Annotated in this window: 25 protein-coding genes and 1 pseudogene; 10 read left to right on the forward strand and 16 right to left on the reverse strand. The window is 72.5% G+C overall.

Annotated features, from left to right (window positions below; genetic code table 11):
- Nucleotides 1-22 precede the first annotated feature (22 nt).
- The gene (locus ACFZDA_RS35800; RefSeq protein WP_391089724.1) at nucleotides 23-1,321 is read right to left on the reverse strand and encodes a streptophobe family protein; all 1,299 of its coding nucleotides are present in this window, start codon (nucleotides 1,319-1,321) and stop codon (nucleotides 23-25) included.
- Between the two features lie 177 nt (nucleotides 1,322-1,498).
- On the opposite strand from ACFZDA_RS35800, the gene ACFZDA_RS35805 reads away from it, so the two are divergent.
- Nucleotides 1,499-2,635: a DUF6777 domain-containing protein gene (locus ACFZDA_RS35805; RefSeq protein ID WP_391089726.1), complete on the forward strand. Its 1,137-nt coding sequence runs from the start codon at nucleotides 1,499-1,501 to the stop codon at nucleotides 2,633-2,635.
- Between the two features lie 10 nt (nucleotides 2,636-2,645).
- Here the strand turns inward: ACFZDA_RS35805 and ACFZDA_RS35810 are convergent, their stop codons facing one another.
- Together ACFZDA_RS35810 and ACFZDA_RS35815 are read right to left on the reverse strand one after the other, a co-directional pair.
- Entirely contained in the window at nucleotides 2,646-3,062 is a 417-nt protein-coding gene (locus ACFZDA_RS35810; RefSeq protein WP_391089728.1) for a PRC-barrel domain-containing protein, read from the reverse strand.
- Nucleotides 3,059-3,652, reverse strand: coding sequence for a PRC-barrel domain-containing protein (locus ACFZDA_RS35815; protein ID WP_391089730.1), 594 nt, complete (start codon nucleotides 3,650-3,652; stop codon nucleotides 3,059-3,061). The genes ACFZDA_RS35810 and ACFZDA_RS35815 overlap by 4 nt, the downstream gene beginning before the upstream one ends.
- Before the next feature lie 157 nt (nucleotides 3,653-3,809).
- Between ACFZDA_RS35815 and ACFZDA_RS35820 the strand changes: the two genes are divergently transcribed.
- The gene (locus ACFZDA_RS35820) at nucleotides 3,810-4,274 is read left to right on the forward strand and encodes an ATP-binding protein (RefSeq protein WP_391089732.1); all 465 of its coding nucleotides are present in this window, start codon (nucleotides 3,810-3,812) and stop codon (nucleotides 4,272-4,274) included.
- A 96-nt stretch (nucleotides 4,275-4,370) separates the two neighbouring features.
- On the opposite strand, the gene ACFZDA_RS35825 is transcribed toward ACFZDA_RS35820, so the two are convergent.
- Nucleotides 4,371-5,258: a SigB/SigF/SigG family RNA polymerase sigma factor gene (locus tag ACFZDA_RS35825; protein ID WP_391089844.1), complete on the reverse strand. Its 888-nt coding sequence runs from the start codon at nucleotides 5,256-5,258 to the stop codon at nucleotides 4,371-4,373.
- Between the two features lie 260 nt (nucleotides 5,259-5,518).
- Between ACFZDA_RS35825 and ACFZDA_RS35830 the strand changes: the two genes are divergently transcribed.
- Nucleotides 5,519-5,947, forward strand: coding sequence for a helix-turn-helix domain-containing protein (locus ACFZDA_RS35830; RefSeq protein WP_391089733.1), 429 nt, complete (start codon nucleotides 5,519-5,521; stop codon nucleotides 5,945-5,947).
- 21 nt (nucleotides 5,948-5,968) lie between these two features.
- Here ACFZDA_RS35830 and ACFZDA_RS35835 read toward each other — a convergent pair whose 3' ends face one another.
- Both ACFZDA_RS35835 and ACFZDA_RS35840 read right to left on the reverse strand, forming a co-directional pair.
- Nucleotides 5,969-6,571, reverse strand: coding sequence for a ClpP family protease (locus tag ACFZDA_RS35835; protein ID WP_010033129.1), 603 nt, complete (start codon nucleotides 6,569-6,571; stop codon nucleotides 5,969-5,971).
- Entirely contained in the window at nucleotides 6,571-7,212 is a 642-nt protein-coding gene (locus ACFZDA_RS35840; protein ID WP_391089735.1) for an ATP-dependent Clp protease proteolytic subunit, read from the reverse strand. Before ACFZDA_RS35840 ends, ACFZDA_RS35835 begins: the two co-directional genes overlap by 1 nt.
- Before the next feature lie 263 nt (nucleotides 7,213-7,475).
- On the opposite strand from ACFZDA_RS35840, the gene ACFZDA_RS35845 reads away from it, so the two are divergent.
- Nucleotides 7,476-7,958, forward strand: coding sequence for a VOC family protein (locus tag ACFZDA_RS35845; RefSeq protein ID WP_391089737.1), 483 nt, complete (start codon nucleotides 7,476-7,478; stop codon nucleotides 7,956-7,958).
- A gap of 27 nt (nucleotides 7,959-7,985) precedes the next feature.
- Here ACFZDA_RS35845 and ACFZDA_RS35850 read toward each other — a convergent pair whose 3' ends face one another.
- The 3 genes from ACFZDA_RS35850 to ACFZDA_RS35860 form a co-directional block, all read right to left on the reverse strand.
- On the reverse strand, nucleotides 7,986-8,861 hold the full coding sequence (locus ACFZDA_RS35850) for a phosphotransferase (RefSeq protein WP_391089739.1): 876 nt from the start codon (nucleotides 8,859-8,861) through the stop codon (nucleotides 7,986-7,988).
- A 31-nt stretch (nucleotides 8,862-8,892) separates the two neighbouring features.
- Complete coding sequence (locus ACFZDA_RS35855; protein ID WP_391089741.1) at nucleotides 8,893-9,795, reverse strand: SGNH/GDSL hydrolase family protein; 903 nt, start codon at nucleotides 9,793-9,795, stop codon at nucleotides 8,893-8,895.
- Nucleotides 9,796-9,868: 73 nt separating this feature from the next.
- Entirely contained in the window at nucleotides 9,869-10,876 is a 1,008-nt protein-coding gene (locus tag ACFZDA_RS35860) for a zinc-binding alcohol dehydrogenase family protein (RefSeq protein ID WP_391089846.1), read from the reverse strand.
- A gap of 161 nt (nucleotides 10,877-11,037) precedes the next feature.
- On the opposite strand from ACFZDA_RS35860, the gene ACFZDA_RS35865 reads away from it, so the two are divergent.
- Both ACFZDA_RS35865 and ACFZDA_RS35870 read left to right on the forward strand, forming a co-directional pair.
- Complete coding sequence (locus tag ACFZDA_RS35865) at nucleotides 11,038-11,835, forward strand: VOC family protein (protein WP_391089742.1); 798 nt, start codon at nucleotides 11,038-11,040, stop codon at nucleotides 11,833-11,835.
- Between the two features lie 33 nt (nucleotides 11,836-11,868).
- Nucleotides 11,869-12,579, forward strand: coding sequence for an RNase H family protein (locus ACFZDA_RS35870; RefSeq protein ID WP_391089744.1), 711 nt, complete (start codon nucleotides 11,869-11,871; stop codon nucleotides 12,577-12,579).
- Here ACFZDA_RS35870 and ACFZDA_RS35875 read toward each other — a convergent pair.
- Nucleotides 12,580-13,046: pseudogene (locus ACFZDA_RS35875) on the reverse strand (tyrosinase family protein).
- Nucleotides 13,043-13,447 carry a tyrosinase family oxidase copper chaperone gene (locus ACFZDA_RS35880; RefSeq protein WP_391089745.1) on the reverse strand — a complete coding sequence of 135 codons (405 nt, stop codon included), beginning with the start codon at nucleotides 13,445-13,447 and terminating at the stop codon, nucleotides 13,043-13,045. The pseudogene ACFZDA_RS35875 and the gene ACFZDA_RS35880 overlap by 4 nt, the downstream one beginning before the upstream one ends.
- 540 nt (nucleotides 13,448-13,987) lie before the next feature.
- On the opposite strand from ACFZDA_RS35880, the gene ACFZDA_RS35885 reads away from it, so the two are divergent.
- Both ACFZDA_RS35885 and ACFZDA_RS35890 read left to right on the forward strand, forming a co-directional pair.
- Complete coding sequence (locus ACFZDA_RS35885) at nucleotides 13,988-15,478, forward strand: MFS transporter (protein WP_391089747.1); 1,491 nt, start codon at nucleotides 13,988-13,990, stop codon at nucleotides 15,476-15,478.
- The gene (locus tag ACFZDA_RS35890) at nucleotides 15,475-16,065 is read left to right on the forward strand and encodes a TetR family transcriptional regulator (RefSeq protein WP_391089748.1); all 591 of its coding nucleotides are present in this window, start codon (nucleotides 15,475-15,477) and stop codon (nucleotides 16,063-16,065) included. The genes ACFZDA_RS35885 and ACFZDA_RS35890 overlap by 4 nt, the downstream gene beginning before the upstream one ends.
- 13 nt (nucleotides 16,066-16,078) lie before the next feature.
- Here ACFZDA_RS35890 and ACFZDA_RS35895 read toward each other — a convergent pair whose 3' ends face one another.
- Complete coding sequence (locus ACFZDA_RS35895) at nucleotides 16,079-17,806, reverse strand: cholesterol oxidase substrate-binding domain-containing protein (RefSeq protein WP_391089750.1); 1,728 nt, start codon at nucleotides 17,804-17,806, stop codon at nucleotides 16,079-16,081.
- A gap of 153 nt (nucleotides 17,807-17,959) precedes the next feature.
- Between ACFZDA_RS35895 and ACFZDA_RS35900 the strand changes: the two genes are divergently transcribed.
- Entirely contained in the window at nucleotides 17,960-18,943 is a 984-nt protein-coding gene (locus tag ACFZDA_RS35900; RefSeq protein WP_391089752.1) for an aldo/keto reductase, read from the forward strand.
- Nucleotides 18,944-18,952: 9 nt separating this feature from the next.
- On the opposite strand, the gene ACFZDA_RS35905 is transcribed toward ACFZDA_RS35900, so the two are convergent.
- Complete coding sequence (locus ACFZDA_RS35905; protein WP_391089753.1) at nucleotides 18,953-19,300, reverse strand: hypothetical protein; 348 nt, start codon at nucleotides 19,298-19,300, stop codon at nucleotides 18,953-18,955.
- A gap of 147 nt (nucleotides 19,301-19,447) precedes the next feature.
- Here ACFZDA_RS35905 and ACFZDA_RS35910 point away from each other — a divergent pair, with 147 nt between their 5' ends.
- Nucleotides 19,448-19,960, forward strand: coding sequence for a DUF6328 family protein (locus ACFZDA_RS35910; protein ID WP_391089755.1), 513 nt, complete (start codon nucleotides 19,448-19,450; stop codon nucleotides 19,958-19,960).
- Here the strand turns inward: ACFZDA_RS35910 and ACFZDA_RS35915 are convergent.
- The 3 genes from ACFZDA_RS35915 to ACFZDA_RS35925 all read right to left on the reverse strand — a co-directional run bounded on the left by ACFZDA_RS35915 (nucleotide 19,944) and on the right by ACFZDA_RS35925 (nucleotide 22,534).
- Entirely contained in the window at nucleotides 19,944-20,369 is a 426-nt protein-coding gene (locus tag ACFZDA_RS35915) for an SsgA family sporulation/cell division regulator (protein WP_391089757.1), read from the reverse strand. The genes ACFZDA_RS35910 and ACFZDA_RS35915 overlap by 17 nt on opposite strands.
- A gap of 66 nt (nucleotides 20,370-20,435) precedes the next feature.
- Nucleotides 20,436-21,467: a hypothetical protein gene (locus tag ACFZDA_RS35920; RefSeq protein ID WP_391089759.1), complete on the reverse strand. Its 1,032-nt coding sequence runs from the start codon at nucleotides 21,465-21,467 to the stop codon at nucleotides 20,436-20,438.
- A gap of 95 nt (nucleotides 21,468-21,562) precedes the next feature.
- Nucleotides 21,563-22,534, reverse strand: a complete 972-nt coding sequence (locus ACFZDA_RS35925) for a TIGR03557 family F420-dependent LLM class oxidoreductase (protein ID WP_391089761.1) — start codon at nucleotides 22,532-22,534, stop codon at nucleotides 21,563-21,565.
- Between the last annotated feature and the right edge of the window lie 2 nt (nucleotides 22,535-22,536).

Below are 22,536 nucleotides of genomic sequence, written 5' to 3' on the forward strand. Positions count from 1 at the left end.
GCGGGCAGCCCTGGGCCGGGCGTCAGCCGGCCCCCTCGGCGCGCACCTCACCCCGGCGCCGCACGTGCCGCGCCAGCAGCGCCCCGGCGAACCCGGTCACCAGCCCCCACGGGACGGCCAGGCCCACGGCCCCCCACAGCCGGGCTCTGAGGAACAGCCGGCCCGAGAGGCCGCCGCCCAGGTCACCGATGCCCAGCACGGACAGGCCGAAGTGCGCGGAGACGCGCCCGACCAGGCAGATCATGAACACCGCGAGCACGAGCGCCACCATCATGTGCACGGCGTGCTGCCAGGCCCGCACCCGGGCCGGTGACCGGGCCGCCATCACGAACGCGGCGGCGAGCAGCAGCACCACGTCGACGACCAGCAGCCACCACACCCTGCCGTCGTGCTCGGAGAGCGTCCGCAGGTTCAGCTCGGACACGTCCGGGGTGCGCAGCACCTCGTCGAGCACATGCGGCATCGGCAGCCCGAACGGCCCCTCCACCCGGCCGTTCCAGGTGGCGCCGAGTCCGATCGTCAGCGCCAGCCACACCAGGTTGGGCAAGCCGAGCAGGATCACGGCGAACGTCTCCGCCGTGTGCCCCCGTGTCGCCGCGACGACCAGGCCGGCGACCACGCCGACGGCGACGTAGGTGAGCAGCATCGCCACTATCGCGTAGGCGGCCGGCCGTACCGAGGCCTGGAAGCGCAGCAGCCCGGCCGGCAGCGGGGCGCCGCGCGACACCAGCAGGGCCAGCACCAGCACACCCGCCAGCCACACCACGCCGACGAACACGGACAGCGGTACGTCGGTGGTGAAACCGACCTTCGGCGAGGCGCCGAACAGATCACCCAGATCGCCCAGGTCGGCGTTCCCGAGGGAGATGTCGAACGTGTGGCGGGCGGCGAGGGCCAGACCGAGCAGCCCGAGCAGCCACAGGGCCCCGACCTTGGCGGCCCAGCCGGCCAGCTCCGCCGTACCGGCGACGGCGCGGTGCCGCAGGGGCCGCAGGAATCCCCAGGCGATCACCAGTGCCCCCGTGAGCGTGACGGACAGGGGGATGACGGTCAGGCCCGCCTGCGTGTCGGCGAGGTCGCCCGCGCTTCCGGAGAGCTTCACGGTGCCCCCGACGGCGGTGACCAGGGTCGCCGCGACGACCGGTGCGAACGCGCCGTCCGGGAGGTCCGTCGCCCCGGCCGCCCACAGGCCCAGCGCGGCCACCACCGCCATGGCGAGGAGCCCGCCCACCACCGTGACGAGGGCATGCGCCCAGCCGTGGCGGGCGACGGCCCGCTCGTCGGAGGTACGTGCCGGACCGGAGGAGGTGCGTGAACTCACGCTGTCACGCTAAGCAGCACCCGCGCCTGACGCCCGCCGGGAGGGCCGTCCGCGTCGGCTTGCGAGCCGTACGGGACTGGGGCACAAAAGAACTGGCAGTGCAAAAAGCGGCATAGGTCATGAGTTGTCGCTCGGCTGTGTGCAGGCCGCAGAGAACCCACGTGGGAAGAAGAGCTCGTGAGCGTCGAACCGCCGTCGTCCGGCCGCCCCACAGGACCCCCGTCGGGCCCGTTGTCGGGTCCCTCCCAGCCGCCGTCGGGAGGCGGGCCGCCCTCCGAGCCGCCGAGCGGGGGAGGGCAGGGGCCGGAGCCCCGCCGGCCCTGGTGGGGGTCGGTACCCCGCGTGGCGCTCATCGCCGCCGCCGTCGTGGCCGCCGTGGTCCTGGCCGTGGTGCTCAGCCGGCCCGACGGCGGCGGCACCGGCGCGTCCGACGGCGGTACCAGCACGTCCGAGGGCGAGGTCTTCCTCCAGCCCGCGGCTGACACCGGCCCGGAGCCGTTCACCGGGTCCACGGCGAAGGAGAGCTCGGCCGCACCCGTCTCACCCTCGCCCACCGAGCCGGCCACGCAGAACGCCGTCCAGGGCGTCCAGGGCGGAGCGCCCGGCCTGTACGGCGGCACCCGCCACGTCGCCAGCTGCGACGTGGAGAAGCAGATCACGTACTTCAAGGGCGCTCCGGACAAGCAGCGGGCATTCGCCTCCGTCGCCCACGTCGACCCGCCCGACGTCCCCGCCTACCTGCGCTCGCTCACGCCCGTGGTGCTGCGCATCGACACGCGCGTCACCAACCACGGCTACAGCGACGGCCGCGCGACCAGCTACCAGGCCGTTCTCCAGGCCGGCACGGCCGTCCTCGTCGACGACCGCGGCGTGCCCCGGGTGCGCTGCGCCTGCGGCAACCCGCTGTCCGCGCCGGTCGCGCAGCAGAGCGCGCCGAAGACGACCGGGAAGGCGTGGCCGGGGTACAAGCCGTCGAACGTCGTAGCGGTCACGCCCGCCCCCAAGCCGGTCGACGTGTTCGTCATGTGCGAGCCCGACGGCGAGTGGTTCAAGCGGCACAAGGGCGACACGGGCCAGCAGGACCGCAAGACCGAGAAGCCCGCCAAGCCCTCGCCGTCGGTGAGCGTCACCACGCCGACGTCGCCGCCGACCGACACGACCTCGACGGAGCCTCCCACGAGCAAACCGCCCTCCTCGGACACGGGGACGTCATCGCAGCCTCCCGGCTCGGACACGGGGACGTCGTCACAGCCGCCGCCTCCGCCCGGGGACAGCGCCGGGGGCGACACGACGAATCAGCCGCCCGCATCCTGACCGGCCGGACTCATCCGGCACGGACCACCAGGGCGTAGTCCCCGAGGCCGAGCAGGTGATCGGCCGGCAGGTCGCCGTGGGCGGTGCGGACGGCCTCGATGCGGCCGGTCTCCGGTTCGAACACGACGTCCTGGACGGTGCCGAGCCCGTCGCCCGTCTCGGTGAGGATCCTGACACCCGGCAGCTCGTGGTGCGGCGGGACCTCGGACGGGGCGGCGGCCGAGCGGACGAGCACGGCGTCCGGGCCGATGGCGTGCAGGGCGCCCCAGGCCAGCACGGACTCCTTGCGGGAGTGCCTGCGGCGCACCCGGACGTGCGTGACCACACCGGCCGGGGCGTCGACCGTCAGCGCTTTGAGGACGCCGATCTCCTCCGCCCCGGCCAGCGTCCGGACCGGCAGCCCCCGGGCCTGCGAGAACAGCATCACCGCGGTGTCCCCTCGTGCCCCTCGTGCCCGTCGTGGAAGGCGCCTACCCGGGCGGCGAAGGCCGGCAGGTCCTCGGCCACGTAGCGGACGGTGTCCGCCGGCATCACCAGCGTCCGGCCGGAGACCGCGAGCGTCTCGCCGCGCGGCATGTACAGCCGGTGCCTGCGACGCCCGGAGCCCTGCGTCAGGGCCTTGCCCGCGGCGATCAAGAAGCCCACGACCCGGCCGCTGGTGCCGCCCTCGACGACGACGTCGAGCACCGTGCCCACCTCGGTGCCCTCGTCGGTCAGCACCCTCGCGTGCAGCACCCGGCCCTGCTGGGCGGCCCGGCGTGCCACCGCCACGGGCGTGTCCGCCAGGGTACCGGCGTCCACGATCATGACCGCGTCATGGCCCAGGCAGTGCACGGCCGTCCAGGGCAGGCTCTGCTTCAACGGGCCCGACAGCAGTCCCCGGCCGCTGAGTGTGAAGCCGGTGACCCGGGCGGCGGCGGTGTCGAAGACGGTGTCCTTGACCTGGGCGACGGCGTCACCGCCCAGGGTGACCACCGGCAGGGTCGTCAGGCTCCGTGCCGCCCTCAGCTCGTTCATCGCACGACCTCCCGGTTCCTACCGGGTGCCCCGCGGACAGGGGACAATGCCCAGGGCACCGGACGGGCCGAATACCTGTCAGGACTGCGAAGCCCGGCTCGGGGTACGAGCACTGTGCAGAGCGTCCGGCCAGTCCGGCTTCCCGGAAGAGAAACGAATGATCGACCACCTGGACGGGGCAGTGATACCGACTGGTTTCGACGTGCCCGTGGAACCGCTGAGGCGGGCGGCACACTACACCGGCGAGCAGGGCTGCATCGCCGAGGCGCGGTCCTTCGCCGCGCTCTTCCTCGACCAGCTCAGGACCGAGTGGTGCGCGCGCATCGACGAGCGGGCCGGCGGGGCGGTGCAGCTCGTCGTGAGCGAGCTGGTCACCAACGCCGACCGGCACAGCAACGGGCCGTACATCCTCGAGCTCGTCGGTACGGACACCGCGGTGACGGTGTCGGTCTACGACAGCAGCTCCGCACTGCCCCGGATCTTCCCCCGCAACCCCGAGCGGGTCGGGCGGCACGGTCTGGAGATCGTCCACGCGCTCGCGGAGCAGGTCAGTGTGGAGCGGGTGCCGGTGGGCAAGCGGGTACGCGCCGTGCTGCCGCTCGCCGGCGAAACCGAGCACTGAGCCGTCCACCGACGGCCCCCCCACGGAGCCCGCACAGAGGCGGGTACCGTCCCACTCCCGCGCGTGGGGGACGGCACCCGCTGGTCGCCGGCCGCGTCAGGCGCAGCCCAGCTCGCCCAGCATGCCCTCGCGAAGGCGCGTGATGATCCGCTTGATCAGGCGGGAGACGTGCATCTGCGAGCAGCCCAGCCGCTCCCCGATCTCCGCCTGGGTGGCCTCCTCCACGAACCGCATGTGGAGGATCCGCCGGTCCCGCTCGCTGAGCTCCGCCATCAGCGGGGCGAGCGAGTGGAAGTCCTCGACGAGGCGCAGCCCGTCCTCCTCCACGCCGATGAAGTCGGCCAGGACCGCCTCGCCGCCCTCCGGGCCGTCGCCGGTGAGCGCGGCGTCCAGCGACGACGAGTTGTACCCGTTGGCGGCGATCTGCCCCTCGACGACCTCCTTCTCGGAGATGTTCATCAGGGTGGCCAGCTCGGTGACCGTGGGTTCGCGGTCCAGCCGGCTGGCGAGTTCCTCGCGGGCCTTGGCCAGCTCCACCCGCAGTTCCTGGAGCCGACGCGGCACGTGCACCGCCCACGTCGTGTCCCGGAAGAACCGCTTGATCTCACCGACGATGTACGGCAGCGCGAAGGAGGTGAACTCGACCTCGCGCGCCAGCTCGAACCGGTCGATGGCCTTGATCAGGCCGATCATCCCGGTCTGGACGATGTCCTCCATGTCGTCGCCGCGGCCCCGGAACCGGCCGGCCGCGAACCGCACGAGCGACATGTTCATCTCGATCAGCGTGTTGCGCGCGTACTGGTACTCGTGCGTGCCCTCTTCGAGTTCCGTCAGGCGCTGGAAGAACTGACGGGACAGCTCCCTGGCGTCCCGGGGAGCCACGGACCGCGGGTCCACGACTCCCGGCAGCGCTCCGTCACCCGTGCCGGCCTCCGCGTTCTCTTCGACGACCTGTGCCTGCGACCGGATCACGGCGGTCTCCATTACCTCTCCCATGAAGTCACGGTGGACATCTGCCTGGTCCCTCCGGGTTGCGGGTACCCGGTTCCGTGCTATACATGCGCGGCCGTTGCGGAACCGGGGCCGGGCATGGCCGAGGCCGGGCGGGCGGGGCGGTGGCCGACGGACCGTACGGCGGAGCCACGGTCTCCCAACGCCGCCCGGACCACGGCTCGTTCGGCGATTCCACCCAGAGCGGAACGCCGTCCCCTTCCCCTGGCGACCACGCCTCCTAGGCTGGAGAAGTGAGCAACCACGTGCCGAACGAAGCCCGCGTCATCCCCCTGCGCCCGTCCGGCGCTCGCCCCCAGGCCGCCCGCCCGGCCACCGCTCCGCCGCGCCACGGGCCGCCGACTCCCGCCGTGAAGGAGCCCCTGTGGCGCGACCTGGTCGGTGACGTGCTGCGGCGCGAACGCCTCGCGCAGGAGCGCACGTTGAAGGACGTCGCCGACGCGGCCCGGATCTCCATGCCGTACCTGTCGGAGGTGGAGCGCGGCCGCAAGGAGGCCTCCTCGGAGGTCCTCGCGGCCGCCGCCCACGCCCTCGGACTAGGCCTCGGGGACCTGCTGTCCAGGGCGCAGGGCGAACTGACCCGCGTCACCTCGCGGTACACGGGCGGCAGCCGCCGCGGGGCGTCCACCTCGTCGCTCGACGGACTGTGCATGGCCGCCTGACTTGGTGGGCCGGCCGGCGTCTCAGACCCGCACGAGACGCCGGCTGAGCACCTCGTCGGCCAGTCCGTAGCCCACCGCCTCCTGCGCGGTGAACACCTTGTCGCGGTCCATGTCGGCCCGCAGGGTCGCCACGTCGTGGTGGGTGTGCCGGGACAGCACCTCCTCCACCTGGGAGCGGATCCGCACCATCTCCTTGGCCTGCAGCGCCAGGTCGGAGACCATGCCGCGCTGCCCGCCGGTCGCCGGCTGGCCGAGCAGCACGCGCGCGTGCTCCAGCACGAACCGCCGCCCGGGGTCCCCGCCGGCCAGCAGCACGGCCGCGGTGGAGGCCGCCTGTCCGACGCAGCACGTCGAGATCGGCGTCCGCACGTACGACATCGTGTCGTAGATGGCCATCAGGGAGGTGAACGAGCCGCCGGGGGAGTTGATGTAGACGGAGATCTCACTCTCCGGCGCCGACGACTCCAGATGGAGGAGCTGCGCGATGACGACGTTGGCGACGCCGTCGTCGATCTCGGTGCCGAGGAAGATGATCCGCTCGTTGAGCAGCCGGCTGAAGACGTCGAAGGACCGCTCGCCCTGCGGGGTGCGCTCGATGACGTTCGGAATCGTGTAGCTCCCCATCACTGCAGCCCCATCCTGCGTCGCGTCGCGGCAGGGCGGACGTCCGCGAGGGATTCCACGACCTGGTCCACCATCCCGTACTCCCTGGCCTCCTCGGCCGTGAACCAGCGGTCCCGGTCGCCGTCCCGGGAGATCGTCTCCGGGCTCTGGCCGGTGTGCTCGGCGGTGATCCGCTCGATGGTCCGCTTGGTGAACTCCAGGTTCTCCGCCTGGATCTCGATGTCGGCGGTGGTGCCGCCGATGCCCGCCGACGGCTGGTGCATCATGATCCGCGCGTTCGGCAGGGCGTAGCGCTTGCCCGGCGCGCCGACGCTGAGCAGGAACTGGCCCATGCTGGCGGCGAAGCCCATCGCCAGCGTGGAGACGTCGTTCGGGATGAGCCGCATCGTGTCGTAGATGGCGAGCCCCGCGTGCACCGCCCCACCGGGGCTGTTGATGTACAGGCTGATGTCGGTGCGCGGGTCCTCGGCGGACAGGATCAGCAGCTGGGCGCAGACCCGGTTCGCGGAGACCTCGTCCACCTGAGTGCCCAGCAGCACGAGGCGCTGCGCGAGCAGTTGGGCGGCCAGGTGGTCGTCGAACCGGGTCGGAGGGGTGTCGCCCTCCTCCGCCCGCGGGGCGAGTGTCGTGAGTGGAGCCATCGGTTCTCCTCGTCGTGGCCAAGTCGTGTCAGAAGGCCCGCGGACGTGCCGCGGATGTGCCGTCGACTCCACTCTTGACCTCGGACGACGCCCGCCGACCGTTTCTCTGCCCTCGGCAGATCCGCTCCCGGCAGAGCCCGCGCCCGTACCGCCGGGGTCAGGCCTTCTCGCGCCGGCGAAAGACAACGCCCGCCCGGCCGATGAGTTTCCCGGCGTGGACCGGTCGATACAGATGACAGCGATGCACGCCCCAGGAGGTACTCATGGCATCCGACGGTTTCACCACGTGTCTCTGGTTCGACGGCCAGGCCGAGGAGGCCGCCCACTTCTACGTCTCGGTCTTCAAGAACTCCAGCATCGGAAAGTCCGCCCGCTACCCCGAGGGAGCGCCCCAGCCCGCCGGCAGCGTGATGACCGTCGAGTTCACGGCCAACGGCCACAGGTTCCTCGGACTCAACGGCGGCCCCGAGTTCAGGTTCACCGAGGCGGTCTCCTTCATGATCTTCTGCGAGAACCAGGAGGAGATCGACTACTACTGGACCAAGCTCACCGAGAATGGCGGCGAGCCCGGCCCCTGCGGCTGGCTCAAGGACCGGTTCGGCGTGTCCTGGCAGGTCGTCCCCGACCGGCTCGACGACATGATCACCGACCCGGACCCGGAGAAGGCGGCCCGGGTGACCCAGGCGTTCATGGCGATGAGCAAGTTCGACATCGCGGCCCTGGAGAAGGCCTACGCGGGCGAATGACCCGCCCCGGACAGGGGCGCGAACCCCCTACCGGGACTCGGCCAGGATCTCCCTGATCACATGCCGCGCGTTCTTTGCGACCGGCGGGTTCGTGTCCCAGTAGTACGGCAGCGCGATGACCGCGATCGACAGGGCCCAGCCCCGGCCGCGCGCCCACTCGGCCTCTTCCGCGCCCACGGCCTCGCGGAAGAGGCCGCGGACCCCGGCGGGCAGCAGGCACCAGGCGCCGATGAGGTCGACGGCGGGATCGCCCACCCCGACCGTGCCGTAGTCGATCACGGCCGTCAGCCGTCCGTCCCTGACCAGGAGGTTCCCGGCCATCAGATCACCGTGCGCCCAGACCGGTGGTCCGGCGTACTCCGGGACACGCAGGGCCCGCTCCCACAGGTCCGTCACCGCCGCCGTATCGATCCGCCCCTCGAGCTGCGCGAGTGCCTCCCGCACGAACCGGTCCCGGGCCGCCAGCGGCACACCCCGGTACCCGACCGGGCCGTCCGTCGCGTCGATCCGGCGCAGTGCGGTGACGTACGTCGCCAGGTCAGCGGCGAGCGGTCCGGGTTTCTCCAGCGTGCCGGGCACCGGGTTGCGGCCCTCCAGCCAGCGGTACACCGCCCAGGGCCAGGGGAAGCCGTCGCCGGGCTCGCTTTGCCCCAGCGGCTCGGGCGCGGCGACGGGCAGCCCGGGTGCCAGCCGGGGCAGCCAGCGCAGTTCGTGCGTGATGCCCTCGACGGCGCGGGGATGCCGGGGGAGGCGTACGACCTTGTCCGCACCGAGGCGGAACATGGCGTTCTCCGTCCCCGAGGACTCCAGGCGCCGCAGGGGCAGCCCTGCCCACCGCGGGAACCGGCCCGCGATCAGCCTGCCGACGAGCGCGACATCGACGTCCACTTCGTCCTCATGCATTCGCACCGCGCACATGGCGCCATTCGAGCGGTCAACTCGCCGACTGTCGAATGGTTTTCGCGATCTCCCGGGCGATGCGCAGGATGCCGGGGGAGCGGACCGGGCAGGGTTTCGGCGTGGATGTGGTGGGCGCCAGGCAGAAGTGCAGGTAGTCGTCGTCCCGGTGCAGGGCCGTCCGGCTGCGGGACGGCTGGGTGCAGTAGTCGGGATGCGCCCGCTCGTAGGCGGTGCACGGCAGGTACTGCGTCCAGGCGTAGCGGTCCGAGCCCGCACTCACCGCTCTCCCGGCGTCGGCGACGGCGCCGCCCGTCGTGGTGGCCAGCCGCTCGTACAGTCCGTTCACCCGGCGCACCCGGTCGGGCGTGATGGGATCCGGGCCCTGGAGCACCCACACGATCCGAGGCCGGTGGGAGCCGCCGGCCGTCGAAACCTGCTCGACGAGCCTGCGTGCGTCGGCCTCGTACCGCTTGAAGTACCGCTCCCGCGCACCGTCGTACGTGATCCCGTCCATGCACCAGGTGAAGTCCCAGGCGTTGCCCCAGAACTGCAGCACCACGAAGTCCGGACGCAGCGACCGCACCAGGGCGGCCGCCTTGTCCCGGGCCGGGACGAGGGACCGCTCGGCCGTGCCCTCCAGGTAGTCGCACAGGGTGGTGCCCGAGTAGGGGGCGCTCGTGTACGTCGCGCGCAGCTCCCGGCGCAGCTCCTGGCCGAGGACCTTCTGGTTCTCCATGGCGAGCGAGTCGCCGAGGTACAGCACGGTGGGCGGCTTCACGGGGGCCCGGGCACCGGGGGAGACGGGGGCCCGCCGATGCGTGGTCGCGGACACCTCCGGCGCGGACGGCGGGGGAGTCCCGGGCCCGGACGAGGGATCGCCGCACGCGCCCAGCAGCAGCCCCGCCACCAGCACACCCACGATCCACGGTCTGCGCATACGGCAACTCCCGCCCCGGCCCGGTGAAACGGCTCACCAGGCAAGCACAGCCGGACCCCGAGGGGAAGACACGTCACGTCACGTCGTTCACCAGCACCGCCGCCCCGTCGAACCGCCCGGCCTTGAGATCCGTGAGTGCCGCCACGGCCCGCGACAGGGGATACGGGTGCGTGGTCGCGCGCACGCCGTACCGCGCCGCGAGGGCCAGGAACGCGCGGCCGTCCTCACGCGTGTTGGAGGCGACGCTGCGCAACTCCTTCTCGTAGAAGAGCTCGGACTCGTAGTGCAGCGGCGGCGTGTCGGTGAGGTGGATGCCGGCGACGGCCAGGACGCCCCCGCGGTCCAGGGCGCGCAGGGCGACCGGGACCAGCTCGCCGGCGGGGGCGAACAGGATCGCGCTGTCCAGCGGCTCCGGCGGCCTCGCGTACGCGTCCTGCGCGGAGGCCGCGCCCAGCTCCAGCGCCAGCCGCCGGGCCGCCGCACCGCGCGTCATGACGTGCACGGTGGCGCCCTCGGCGAGCGCCACCTGCGCGCACAGATGGGCACTGCCCCCGAAGCCGTACAGGCCGAGCCGTCCCCCGGGCGGCAGCGCGGCCCGCCGCAGCGCCCGGTGGCCGATGATGCCCGCGCACAGGAGGGGAGCCAGGGCCACGTCCGGCACACCGTCCGGCAGCCGGTAGGCGAACGCCTCCGGCACCGTCGTGTACTGCGCGTAGCCGCCGTCGGCGTGCCAGCCCGTGTACGCGGAGCGGGGGCACAGGTTCTCCGCGCCGCGCGCGCAGTACGCGCAGCTGCCGTCGGTGCGGCGCAGCCAGGCCACACCGACCCGCTCGCCCGGTGTGAAGCCGTGCACCGCCGCGCCCGCCCCGGCCACCACCCCGACGACCTCATGACCGGGCGTGACGCCCACCCGGCGCACGGGCAGGTCGCCCTCCGCGACGTGCAGGTCGGTGCGGCACACACCGCAGGCGCGCACCCGCACCAGCAGCTCGTCGTCCGCCGGCACCGGCACCGGCTTCTCGACCAGCCGCAGGGCCCCCTCCTCGACCGGGCCCGGCCGTACCACCGACCACGCGCGCATCGTCCCGTCCGCCATGCCGCCGCTCCCCGTCCTCACGAAGGCCCATGGGGGTGTCCGCACCATCCAGTCTGCGCCGGGCCCGCCCGTTCGGCGCGCGAGCCCGTCCACGGGTGACTAGCGTGAGGAAACGGACTATCCACCCATTTGGAAGGGTCGCAGTCATGGCCGTGCAACCTGAAGGAACCCCGTGCTGGGCCGACGCGATGTTCGGCGACCTCGAAGGGGCCAAGAGCTTCTACGGAGAGGTCCTCGGCTGGACGTTCGCCGAGGCGTCGTCGGAGTTCGGCAACTACACCGAGGCCCACTCGAACGGCAAGGCGGTCGCCGCCGTCGTCCCGCCCATGCCCGGACAGGAGGGCCAGTCGCAGTGGTGCCTGTACTTCGCGGCCCAGGACGCCGCCGCCACGGCCGCCCGGATCCGTGACAACGGCGGCGAGGTGCTGATGGAGCCGATGCAGGTCGGCGACTTCGGCACGATGTGCCTGGCCCGCGACCCCGGCGGTGTCGTCTTCGGCGTCTGGCAGGCGGGCACCCACGAGGGCTTCGACACGACGGGCGAACCGGGTGCCTACACCTGGGCGGAGGTCTTCACCCGCGAGCCCGAGAAGTCCGACGCGTTCTTCCCCGCCGTCTTCTCCTACCGGCAGAAGCAGATGACGGACGACGCGATGGACTTCCGGATCTACGACCTCGGCGACCGCAGCGTGCTGGGCCGGATGGAGATGACGGACGACTTCCCGCCCGAGATGCCGCCGTACATCAACGTCTACTTCGCCGTCGAGGACTGCGACGACACGATCGCCAAGGCCACCAAGCTCGGCGGCGTCCTGCGGTTCGGGCCGATGGACACCCCGTTCGGCCGGTTCGCGGCCCTCAGCGACCCGCAGGGCGCCAACTTCTCGGTCATCGACCTCACCAGGAGCGAGGGCGACATGCCGAAGATGACCGACGTGAGCTGAGACCTCGGGCCGGACCGCTCACGCGGCCATGGCATGATCGAGCCCATGCCTGAACGTGTTGTGGCCGCGTGTGACGGGGCTTCGAAGGGAAATCCCGGACCCGCGGGCTGGGCCTGGGTCGTCGCCGACGCTTCCGAGAGCCCGGTGCGCTGGGAGGCCGGGCCGCTCGGCAAGGCCACCAACAACGTCGCGGAACTCACCGCGCTGGAGCGCCTGCTGACGGCGACCGACCCGGACGTGCCGCTGGAGATCCGGATGGACTCGCAGTACGCCATGAAGGCCGTCACCACCTGGCTGCCCGGCTGGAAGCGCAACGGCTGGAAGACGTCCGGCGGAAAGCCGGTCGCCAACCAGGACCTCGTCGTGCGCATCGACGAGCTTCTGGACGGCCGCTCGGTCGAGTTCCGCTACGTGCCCGCCCACCAGGTCGACGGCGACCGGCTCAACGACTTCGCGGACCGCGCCGCCAGCCAGGCCGCCACCGTCCAGGAGCCCGCGGGTAGCGGCCTCGGTTCCCCCGAGCCGCCGCCCGCCCCGGACACCCCGGCCAAGACCCCGCGTTCCCGCTCGCGCGGCGCGACCGGCACCGGGAAGGCGTCCGCCGCGAAGGGCTCCTCGCGCACGATCAAGGCGAAGTTCCCCGGCCGCTGCCAGTGCGGCCGTCCCTACGCGGCCGGTGAGTCCATCGCCAAGAACGACAGCGGCTGGGGCCACCCCGAGTGCCGCGCGGGAGCGACCGTCTGATCACGCGTCGAACGTGTAGTGCGTCGTGTGGTCCAGCAGATCCGCCGGGCTCGTGTCGTGCCACGGCCGCATCGTCTCGCCCAGGTCGATGACGTCCGGCGTGCCCGCGGCCGGCAGCCTCGGCCGGCGTCGGCAACGGGCGTCCCCCGGCGCCGAGGGAGCGCCGCAGGAACGTACGGCCGTCGTCCCGCACGGTGATCGGCCAGTTCCCCGAGGACGCGGAGAACGGCCCGTCCATGACCCGGCCGTCCCGTTCGCGCGCGGTGCCACCGAGGAAGTCGGGCGCCCACAGCGAGGCCCGCGGCGAACGGTCGACGCTCCAGTCCCAGTACGGCAGGGCCACCGACGCGTCCACCGACCGCAGCGCCCGCTCTGACTCGGCCGCCGCGCTTCAGCTCCAGGAGCGCGGCGACAAAACGCCGCTTCTCGTCGGCGGTCAGGGCGGACTGGTTCTTGCGGACGGTCATGTGCGGGTGCTCCAGGTGCCTCGCGGGGCGGGTCGGTTGGCGGGGAACGGCAGCAGTGGCGCGCCCTGGAGCTCGTCCACCGCGGCACGGGCGGCGGCGCGCGGGGTGGGCACCGGGTCGTAGTGGCTGACGACGCTGATCCAGGTTCCGTCGGCGTTGCGCATCACATGCAGTTCCACACCGTCGACGAAGACCGCGTGTCCCGCCCCGCGGTGGTGACCGGTCGCGGCGGCCGGCCCGCCCTGTATCCGGCGGCCCTTGCAGACCTCGTCGAAGGCCTCGGGGGAGTCGTGGTGCCCGGCGGCCGCGGCCGGGGTGCCGGCCGGCCGTGCCTCCGTTCCCGCGACCGTGGCGACGACGGCCGCGGCGGTGAGCGCACGGCGACGGCTGAGTTCCGGCATACGGACCTCCTGAGTTCGTCCGGGTGATGACCCCGCATGCCTATCGGCCCGTCCGGTACCGGGAGAAATCCACGCGAGCCGGTTGGCTGCGATTCGGGCAATTCGCCGTGTGCCGTGCAAGGTCGAACCAAGGTGATCTTGCTGCGGGGAGCGCCCGGACGGGCACGGAAGGGGAGGTTCTGGCCGAGAGGCGTGCCGTGGCGGATGTTTCTCCCCGCGCGGTCAGGTGCTGGTGGTGTGCGTCATGCCGGGAGACTGACGCGATTCGGCGGTCCGGCCGAGAACGCGACCCGGAGGGCTCGACCTGCGGCTGGGGCGTCACCTACTGGTGTGGACTGTACGACCGGCTCCACGAGCCGCTGTGCCGGTTCAAGTGCCGGCTGGGCCCGAAGGTCGCGCGGAGCGTGCACGCGCGGGCGCCGGCCGCCCGCGAGTAAGCACGCGCGCATGCGTTCCGCTCTTGGGTGAATGGCCATTCACCGGCTAAGGTGAATAGCCATTCACCCGCCGCCTCGACAGGCGCTGCCCGCTGGAGTGCCGATGGACCCGACCGCCGCGATACGCAAGCCGCCCGGTGCGAGCACTGTCCGGGACCGGCTCATCGTCCCGGTGCTCGCCTTCGGCGGCATCCTGATGGCCGTCATGCAGACCGTCGTCGTCCCGCTGCTGCCCGACCTGCCCCGGCTGACCGGCGCCTCGGCGGGCACGGTCTCCTGGATGGTCACGGCCACCCTGCTGTCCGGCGCCGTCCTCACTCCGGTCCTGGGCCGGGCCGGCGACATGTACGGCAAGCGGCGGGTGCTCATGTCCGCCCTCGCGCTGATGACCGCCGGCTCGGTCCTGTGCGCCCTGTCCTCCGACATCGGCGTGCTCATCGCCGCCCGCACCCTGTCAGGAGCCGCCGCCGCGGTCGTCCCGCTGTCCATCAGCATCCTTCGGGACGAACTGCCCCCGGAACGCCGGGGATCGGCCGTGGCGCTGATGAGCTCCACCGTCGGCATCGGCGCCGCGCTCGGCCTGCCGCTGGCCGCGGTGATCGTGCAGTACGCCGACTGGCACACCATGTTCTGGGTGACCAGCGCCCTCGGCGCCACGGGCGTGACGCTGGTGTGGTGGGCGGTGCGCGAGTCGCCCGTGCGGGAGCCCGGCCGGTTCGACGTGCCGGGCGCCCTGGGGCTGGCCGCCGGGCTGGTGTGTCTGCTGCTCGGGGTGTCCCAGGGCGGGCAGTGGGGCTGGGGCTCTGCGCGCGTCGTGGGCCTGTTCGCGGGTGCCGCCGTCGTGTTCGCCCTGTGGTGGTGGCAGCAGTTGCGGGCCGAGCAGCCGCTCGTGGACCTGCGGCTGGTTGCCCGGCCCCGGGTCGGGCTGTCCCATGTGGCGGCCCTGCTCGCCGGGTTCGCGTTCTACGCCAACACCCTGGTCACCGCCCAGCTCGTGCAGGCGCCGAAGGCCACCGGGTACGGGCTCGGGCTGTCCATCGTCGCCACCGGACTGTGCCTGCTGCCCAGCGGTGTCGTCATGCTGCTGCTGTCGCCCGTCTCCGCCCGGATCTCCGCCGCGCGCGGGCCGCGCGTCACGCTCGCCCTCGGGGCGGCGGTCATCGCCGCCGGGTACGCGGTCCGCATCGCCGACAGCCGCGACCTGTGGATGATCATCGCGGGCGCCACGGTCGTCGCGACCGGGACCACCCTGGCCTACTCGGCGCTGCCCACGCTCATCCTGCGTGCCGTGCCGGCCGGGCAGACCGCCTCCGCCAACGGCGTCAACGTCCTGATGCGGACGATCGGCCAGGCCGGCTCCAGCGCCGCCGTGGCCGCCGTCCTGGTGCACCACACCGGCCTGGTCGGCGGCGTGCCGGTGCCCACCCTGCACGGCTATCTGCTGGCGTTCGCGATGGCCGGCGCGGTCGCCCTGGTGGCCACGGCGGCGGCGCTGTGCATCCCCGGCGACACCGCGCAGGACGCCACCGACGGGCCCCGGCCTGCCGGGGCCCGCACCAGGGGCGCGCGGGACCGGGCGATGGAGGGAGCATGAGTGCCGTGAGCACTCCACCCGTCACACCCACGCCCACGCCGGCGCGCAGGGACGCCGAGGCGTCCAAGGCGGCCATCCTGAAGGCGGCCCGCCACCTGCTGGCCCGGCACGCGCACGCCGACATCACGCTCAAGGCGGTCGCCGACCGCGCCGGGGTGAGCCCGCCGCTGATCCTGAAGTACTTCGGCAACAAGGACACGCTGTTCGCCCGGGTCATGTCCTTCGAGACCGACGCCGCCGCGCTGCTGGCCGCGCCCGTCGAGGAACTCGGACCGCACATGGTCCGGCACGTCCTGCTCAGCCAGACCCAGCAGGGCGCCGACCCGTTGCTGCGGATCGTGTTCGCGCCCCTGCACGGCGAGCAGGGCGACATCCTGCGCGCCAACTTCCGCACCCAGGTGACCGACCTGCTCACCGCCCGCCTCTCGGGCCCCGACGCCGGCCTGCGCGCCGAACTGGCCGTCGCGGCCCTGCTCGGGCTGGGCGTGATGTACGGCATCGCCCGTGGCACCGAGGTACGGGCGAGCACCGTCGACGCCCTGGTGGAGCGCTACGCGCCCGCCGTGCAGGCACACCTCACGCCTTAGGGGTCCTTGCCCGTCACCCCTGGGCGCCCTGCCCGAACAGCCGGTCCAGGAAGGCGTTGCCGTACACGCTGTGCGGGTCCAGCCGGTGCAGTACCGCGTCCGCCTCGGCCCACTCGGCCGTGCCGACCGCGGCCGGCACCACCGTGCCCAGCACCTCCTCGTCGTCCCACACCCCGTCGTCCGTGTACGCCCACCCCTTGGACCACTCCACCCGGGTGAGGGCGGACCCGCCGTCGAACGCGCGCAGCAGGAACCGTTCGATCTCGCGCAGGAACGCCTCCGCGTCCGGCGTGCCCGGCAGCGTCAGGATGTCCAGCCACACGGCCGTGTCCCACTCGGGGTGGACCGCGCGCGGCCGGAGCGCCGACAGCAGCGGCGGGCGGGCCCCGGCCAGCCCGCAGTCGCCGGGGTCGTCCAGTCCGGTCACCCGGATCTCCACCGACCCGTTGACGGGGAAGCTGCCCCGGGCCGCGTACGCCGTCAGCCGCTCGCGGTAGAACGCGGCGAACCCGGCCACGACCCGCTGCACCTGGTCCCTGGACGTGAGCACGGCATAGCCGTTCGCGTGGACCCGCAGGGTGGTCGGCTTCAGATACAGCAGGGTGTTCTTGGACGGCCCCCAGAGGTCGCCGGAGAGCGTCGCCACCAGCCCGAGGGCGGCCGCGTCGTACTGGGCGGTGCCCAGCAGCGGCGCCAGATACCAGGCTGCCTCGGACGTCATCCGGCCCACCAGGTCCGCCACCGGGGCCGGGATGGTGTCGGAGAACGGGTAGTTGTACGGCCGCCTCACGTGCCGTGAGGTCAGCGGCCGGGTGGGGGAGACGCTCCACACCTTCAGCCAGGGGTGTTCGGTGAAGGCGAACCAGATCGCCTCGGCCCGCCCGGCTTCCTCCAGGAAGCTCGCGAACGTGCGGCGGCCGTTGCCTGAGCCGGGCGCGGCGAACAGTTCGCCGGCCGGGATGTCCGTACGGCTCACGCACCGCAGCGCGGTGTCCGCGCCCACCCGCAGCACCACCTCGGTCACCAGGGACCGTCCGAGATGGGTCAGCAGCGCGGCGCAGTCCGCCTCGTCACGGTGGAACGTGCGCAGCGCGTACGCGCCGGCCCGGGAGTCCCACACCACGGCCGTCAGGGACAGGATCAGATTGCTCAGCGAGCCGTACGTGTGCCCCGGCGGGCGGCGTTCGTCCCGTGCGGGAACGGCGGTGCCGTGCGCGTCGACCGCCAGGGCGCCGCCCAGGGTGAGGACACCGGGGGCGGGAGCCGCCGTGACCCCGAGGCCGTGCTCCTCCAGGAAGGTGAGCAGCGCCTCCATGGTCACGCCGGTGCCGGCGCGCACGGCGGTCGGCGAGTCCAGGGCGAGGCCGGTCAGGTGAGGCGCGGTGTCGACGAGGAGGACCGGCGCACCGGACGGCATCCCCTCCGTCACCGTCAGGGGCGACCAGCCGTGCGAGGCGCCCCGGGCCCGCACCCGCCACCCCTGCCGCCAGGCCCAGTTGACGACCTCGACCACCTGGCCGGGGCTTGCCGGCGCACAGGCCCACAGGCCGTCGGCGGTGATCTCGCCGACCCAGTTCCGGTACGCCGAGCGGTACAGCGCGACGTCCGCCGGGAAGTCCGGAACCTCCGCCGCGGCGACGGCCGGATCCGCCGGGAGGCCCGGTACGACGGCCAGCGCGGCCGCGGTGAGGAGGAAACCCCGGCGCGACCAACGCGCCTCGTCCAACGGAAAGTTGCTCACTGAACCAGTTGTCACGTCGAGCCACGCTAGGTGCCCGTTGACACATGACATATCCCTGTCGACTCTATTCACTCGTGTGAGTGAATCGGGCAGCGGTGGGGCCCGGAGCGAGTTGTTCCGCGCACGGCCGTGACGGATGACAGACTGACGCCCATGGACGAGCGCACATTCGACAGGTCGGGTCAGCACGCCTCCGTGGTCGGTCTCGGTACGTGGCAGCTGGGGGCCGACTGGGGAGACGTCGACGACAAGGAAGCCCTCGCGGTGCTGGAGGCGGCGGCCGAGGCCGGGGTGACCTTCTTCGACACCGCCGACGTGTACGGCGACGGCCGCAGCGAGCAGACCATCGCCGCCTTTCTCGGCGGCCGACCGGACCTGCACGTGATGGTCGCCACCAAGATGGGCCGCCGGGTCGACCAGATCCCCGAGAACTACGTGCTCGACAACTTCCGCGCCTGGAACGACCGCTCCCGGCGCAACCTCGGCGTCGACCGCATCGACCTGGTGCAGCTGCACTGCCCGCCGACGCCCGTCTACTCCACGGACGAGGTGTTCGACGCCCTCGACACCCTGGTCGAGGAGGAGCGGATCGCCGCGTACGGCGTCAGCGTCGAGACCTGTGCGGAGGCGCTGACCGCGATCGCCCGGCCGAACGTGGCGAGCGTGCAGATCATCCTCAACCCGTTCCGCATGAAGCCCCTGCGCGAAGTGCTCCCGGCCGCCCGCGAGGCGGGCGTCGGCATCATCGCCCGCGTCCCGCTGGCCTCCGGCCTGCTGTCGGGCAAGTACACCCGGGACACGGTCTTCCCGGAGAACGACCATCGCACCTACAACCGGCACGGCGAGTCCTTCGACGTGGGCGAGACCTTCTCCGGCGTCGACTACGCCACCGGCGTCGAGGCCGCCACCGAGTTCGCCGCGCTCGCCCCGCAGGGGTACACCCCGGCCCAGCTGGCCCTGCGGTGGATCATCGACCAGCCCGGCGTCACCACCGTGATCCCCGGCGCCCGCTCGCCCGAGCAGGCTCGTGCCAACGCGGCCGCCGCCCGCCTGCCGGAACTGCCCGGCGAGACGCTGACGGCGATCCGCGACCTCTACGACCGGCGGATCAGGGACCAGGTGGAATCCCGCTGGTGAGGCGCGCCCTCAGGGCACCAGGAGCAGCTGCCTCTCCTGCTCCTGGTCGCCGGAGGCGGCACCGTCGTCGCGGGCTGTGAAGGCCCGGGTTAGCGTGTCGCTCGCCCGCCGCACCGCCTCCGGGGCGCCCTGCACCGTGACGGTCACCGGGGCGGACAGGCGCTCGGCGCTCGCTCCGGAGCTCCCGGCGGGATCCGCGCCCCCGCCGTCGTCGAAGGTCGCCATGTGCACGGTCGCGTTCTCGTCGGCGGGCAGCTCGTCCGGTGTCCCGAACGTGCCTTCCAGGGCCCGGACGACCGCTCGTGCGTCGTCGGCGCCCCCGCCGCTGAGCGTGACGGTGAGCTGCGTACCGGACATGCGTCCACGACCTCCTCGGGCTGTGCGTCAGTCGCCGTCCGTGTAACCGTCCGCTGATCGCTCAAACCGCCGTGCGGGCCGGGACGACGGCCGCTTACGGGGAACCCGCGTGAGAGAAGCACCCACGTCTCACACCGGGGAGGCACAGTGGCGGACACGGCAGACGGGGCGCACAGGCGCCGGGGGCGCAACGAGACGGAGGAGGAGCGAGCGGACCGGATGTGGCAGGAGCTCATCCAGGAGGTCCGCGTGGCCCAGACGGGCGTGCAGATCCTGTTCGGCTTCCTGCTCACCGTCGTGTTCACCAACAAGTACGACAACCTGACCGACACGGACCAGCTGATCTACCTCGTGACGGTCGTCCTCGGCGCGTGCGCGACCGGGGCGCTCATCGGGCCGGTCTCCCTGCACCGCATCGTCTCCGGGCGGCGCGTCAAGCCCCAGGCGGTGCGGCTGGCCTCCCGGCTGACCCTGATCGGCCTCGTGCTGCTGCTCGCCACGATGACCGCCTCGCTGCTGCTCATCCTGCGCGTGGCGACGCACGACGGCTTCGTGCCCTTCCTCGTCGCCGCCGTGGTCGGCTGGTACCTGCTGTGCTGGTTCGCCCTGCCTCTGTGGACCCGGCGCCGCGACACGCCCAAGATCAGCTCCCGGCGATGACATCCGCCAGGAAGTCGTCGACGCGGACCTCCTCGCTGCCCGGCGGGACCATCTCGTGGGTCTCCCGCAGGAACGCCGCGAACGCCGGGGCCCACGCGAACACCACCGCGTGGTGCCGGCCGCCGTCGGGGCGGGCGTCCCCGAGGAACTCCAGGCGCAGCTCCTGCCACATGCCGTGCGACTCGGGACGCATCCGCACGTCCCCCAGGCCCACCGGACGCCGCAGCCCCTCGCCGAGCATCTCGCGGTCCAGCTGCCAGCGGGCGAGGACACGGCCGTCGTGACTGAAGACGACGGTGACGGCGAACGGGTCCGCGGCGTCGTAGCTCAGGTGGGCGAGCACGGAGAAGCGGTTCGTGTCACCCGCCTGGAGCTGCACCACCAGGGTCTTGTGCGCGAAGGAGTTCACGAGAGGGCCTCCGGGAAGAACCAACCGACGTAGAGCCCTCTAGTACCCCCCACACGCACAAGATGCTCAGCCCTCCGGGTGATTCCCCCGGGCACCGCGCAGGGAGTCGATGCACACGGCCACGGCCCGCTGGAGTTCTTCCAGACGCTCGACCATGTCGTCCTCGTAGAACTCCCCGGCGTCGTCGAAGGTCAGTTCCTCGAACACCTTGGTCGCCTTCTGGAGGCTGCTGTAGAACTTCGTGCGCCGCTCCCGCACCCGCAGCCCCGGGTCGGTCTCGACGGTCTCGACGACGAGGGACTTCATGGTGTCGTACGCCTCGGTGGCCCACTCGCCGGCGTCCTCGCCCTCGTCCAGCTCGTCGATGAGCGACAGGTGCCGCTCGGCCTCCTGACGGAGGCCGGCCGGCGCGTCCACGGTCTGCCCCGCGGGTGTCTTCATCTGTCCCGACTCGGCGATCTGGCGCACGTATCCGATCCGGTCGGCCGCCCTGCTCTCGCCGGCGACGGCCTTCTTCAGCTCGTCGGTGCGCACGACGTCACGGGCCAGCTCCGACTGGAGTTCGGGGTCCTCCCGGACGCGGTCCAGCAGGGCCTGGCGGGCCGCGCGGGCGGTGGCGGGGTCGGCGAGGATCGCGGCGCGCAGCGCGGTGGGGTTCTCCGCGACCTCCAGCGCCTTCGTGGGCCGGATGCCCTCGGCCTCGGCGGCCTCGGCGATGGCGGTGCCGCGCTCGGAGGTGGCGCCGGAGCGGGAGACGTAGTAGCTCAGCCACACGTCGGCGTCCGGCAGTTCCACCTCCTGACCGGGCGTCAGCGCCTCGAAGTGCGGCACCAGCCCGTCGTCGGCCGCCCGGTCCCACGCCTTGTAGTAGCGCATGACACGCTCCGGGGAGCACCCGGCGAGCTCCGCGAACTCCTTCGCCGACACCTTCGGCGTCTCGTCCGGGCCCTGCCCGCCGGGCCGCACGCTGCGCGCCACCTTCAGCCCGAAGGCCCACCCTCCGGTCCGGGCGTAGGCCCCGAACTCCCGCGCGTCCCGCGCGATCGGCTCGGAGACGGACGCGGGGGAGGTTTCGGGCGGGGTGGTCACCAGGGTCACGGACGACTCTCCTGAACAGGCTGGCCGGTTGGGTAGGTGCAGGTCGGCAGCCTATACGTGTCCATGGCCCGGGCCGGCCCGGACGGGGGCGGACCTCAGCCGAACGCGTCGCGCAGGGCCGGCAGCAGGGTCTTCTCCGACCAGTCCAGATACGCAGGCTGCGACTCGCCGCCGATCTGGACCAGGGCGACCTCGGTGAAACCGGCCTCGGCGTAAGGGCGCACGGCCTCGACGAACGCGTCCGGGTCGTCACCGCACGGGATGGAGTCCGCGACGTCGTCGGGCGTGACGAACCGGGTCGCCGCCTCGAAGGAATCCGGGTGCGGCAGCTCCGAGTTGACCTTCCAGCCGCTGCCGAACCAGCGGAACTGGGAGTGCGCCCGCTTGATCGCCGTGTCGCGGTCGGGGTCGTAGCAGACCGGCAGCTGGCCCACGCGGGGCTTGCCCTCGCCGCCGTGCCGGTCGAACGCCTCCAGCAGACCCGCCTTGGGCTCCGTGGCGATCACCAGATCGCCCAGCCGGCCCGCGAGTTCGCACGACTGCTCCCCGGAGACGGCGATGCCGAGGGGCGGCGCCGTCTCCGGCAGGTCCCACAGCCGGGCCGACTCCACGTCGAAGTGCGTGCCGCGGTGGTTGACGTGACCGCCCTTGAAGAGGGCGCGGATGATCCCCACGGCCTCCTCGAACATCTCGTGCCGTACGTCGACGGACGGCCAGCCGCCGCCCACCACGTGCTCGTTGAGGTTCTCGCCGGAGCCGAGCCCCAGCCGGAACCGTCCCTCGGACAGCAACTGGACCGTCGCCGCCTTCTGCGCCACCACCGCCGGGTGGTAGCGGAACGTCGGGCACGTCACGTAGGTCATCAGCGGAATACGTGACGTGGCCTGGGCGGCCGCACTGAGCACCGCCCACGCGTAGGGCGAGTGACCCTGCGAGCGCAGCCATGGAAAGTAGTGGTCGGAGGTCACCGAGAAGTCGAAGCCCACCTCCTCGGCCCGCACCACATGGTCGACGAGCTCTCGGGGGCCGGCCTGCTCGGTCATCATCGTGTATCCGATTTGCACCATAA

This window comes from Streptomyces sp. NPDC007991, assembly GCF_042958445.1.
Lineage (GTDB): Bacteria > Actinomycetota > Actinomycetes > Streptomycetales > Streptomycetaceae > Streptomyces.

What these genes read in the sequence shown, in the direction of transcription:
- ACFZDA_RS35840 (WP_391089735.1), bottom strand. Translation starts at nt 7,212, where the DNA reads ATGGCTCCACTCACGACACTCGCCCCGCGGGCGGAGGAGGGCGACACC.
- ACFZDA_RS35860 (WP_391089846.1), bottom strand. Translation starts at nt 10,876, where the DNA reads ATGCGCGCGTGGTCGGTGGTACGGCCGGGCCCGGTCGAGGAGGGGGCC.
- ACFZDA_RS35815 (WP_391089730.1), bottom strand. Translation starts at nt 3,652, where the DNA reads ATGAACGAGCTGAGGGCGGCACGGAGCCTGACGACCCTGCCGGTGGTC.
- ACFZDA_RS35825 (WP_391089844.1), bottom strand. Translation starts at nt 5,258, where the DNA reads ATGGAGACCGCCGTGATCCGGTCGCAGGCACAGGTCGTCGAAGAGAAC.
- ACFZDA_RS35880 (WP_391089745.1), bottom strand. Translation starts at nt 13,447, where the DNA reads ATGCCGGAACTCAGCCGTCGCCGTGCGCTCACCGCCGCGGCCGTCGTC.
- ACFZDA_RS35820 (WP_391089732.1), top strand. Translation starts at nt 3,810, where the DNA reads ATGATCGACCACCTGGACGGGGCAGTGATACCGACTGGTTTCGACGTG.
- ACFZDA_RS35855 (WP_391089741.1), bottom strand. Translation starts at nt 9,795, where the DNA reads ATGCGCAGACCGTGGATCGTGGGTGTGCTGGTGGCGGGGCTGCTGCTG.
- ACFZDA_RS35850 (WP_391089739.1), bottom strand. Translation starts at nt 8,861, where the DNA reads ATGCATGAGGACGAAGTGGACGTCGATGTCGCGCTCGTCGGCAGGCTG.
- ACFZDA_RS35845 (WP_391089737.1), top strand. Translation starts at nt 7,476, where the DNA reads ATGGCATCCGACGGTTTCACCACGTGTCTCTGGTTCGACGGCCAGGCC.
- ACFZDA_RS35900 (WP_391089752.1), top strand. Translation starts at nt 17,960, where the DNA reads ATGGACGAGCGCACATTCGACAGGTCGGGTCAGCACGCCTCCGTGGTC.
- ACFZDA_RS35905 (WP_391089753.1), bottom strand. Translation starts at nt 19,300, where the DNA reads ATGTCCGGTACGCAGCTCACCGTCACGCTCAGCGGCGGGGGCGCCGAC.
- ACFZDA_RS35885 (WP_391089747.1), top strand. Translation starts at nt 13,988, where the DNA reads ATGGACCCGACCGCCGCGATACGCAAGCCGCCCGGTGCGAGCACTGTC.
- ACFZDA_RS35925 (WP_391089761.1), bottom strand. Translation starts at nt 22,534, where the DNA reads ATGGTGCAAATCGGATACACGATGATGACCGAGCAGGCCGGCCCCCGA.
- ACFZDA_RS35890 (WP_391089748.1), top strand. Translation starts at nt 15,475, where the DNA reads ATGAGTGCCGTGAGCACTCCACCCGTCACACCCACGCCCACGCCGGCG.
- ACFZDA_RS35865 (WP_391089742.1), top strand. Translation starts at nt 11,038, where the DNA reads ATGGCCGTGCAACCTGAAGGAACCCCGTGCTGGGCCGACGCGATGTTC.
- ACFZDA_RS35870 (WP_391089744.1), top strand. Translation starts at nt 11,869, where the DNA reads ATGATCGAGCCCATGCCTGAACGTGTTGTGGCCGCGTGTGACGGGGCT.
- ACFZDA_RS35835 (WP_010033129.1), bottom strand. Translation starts at nt 6,571, where the DNA reads ATGGGGAGCTACACGATTCCGAACGTCATCGAGCGCACCCCGCAGGGC.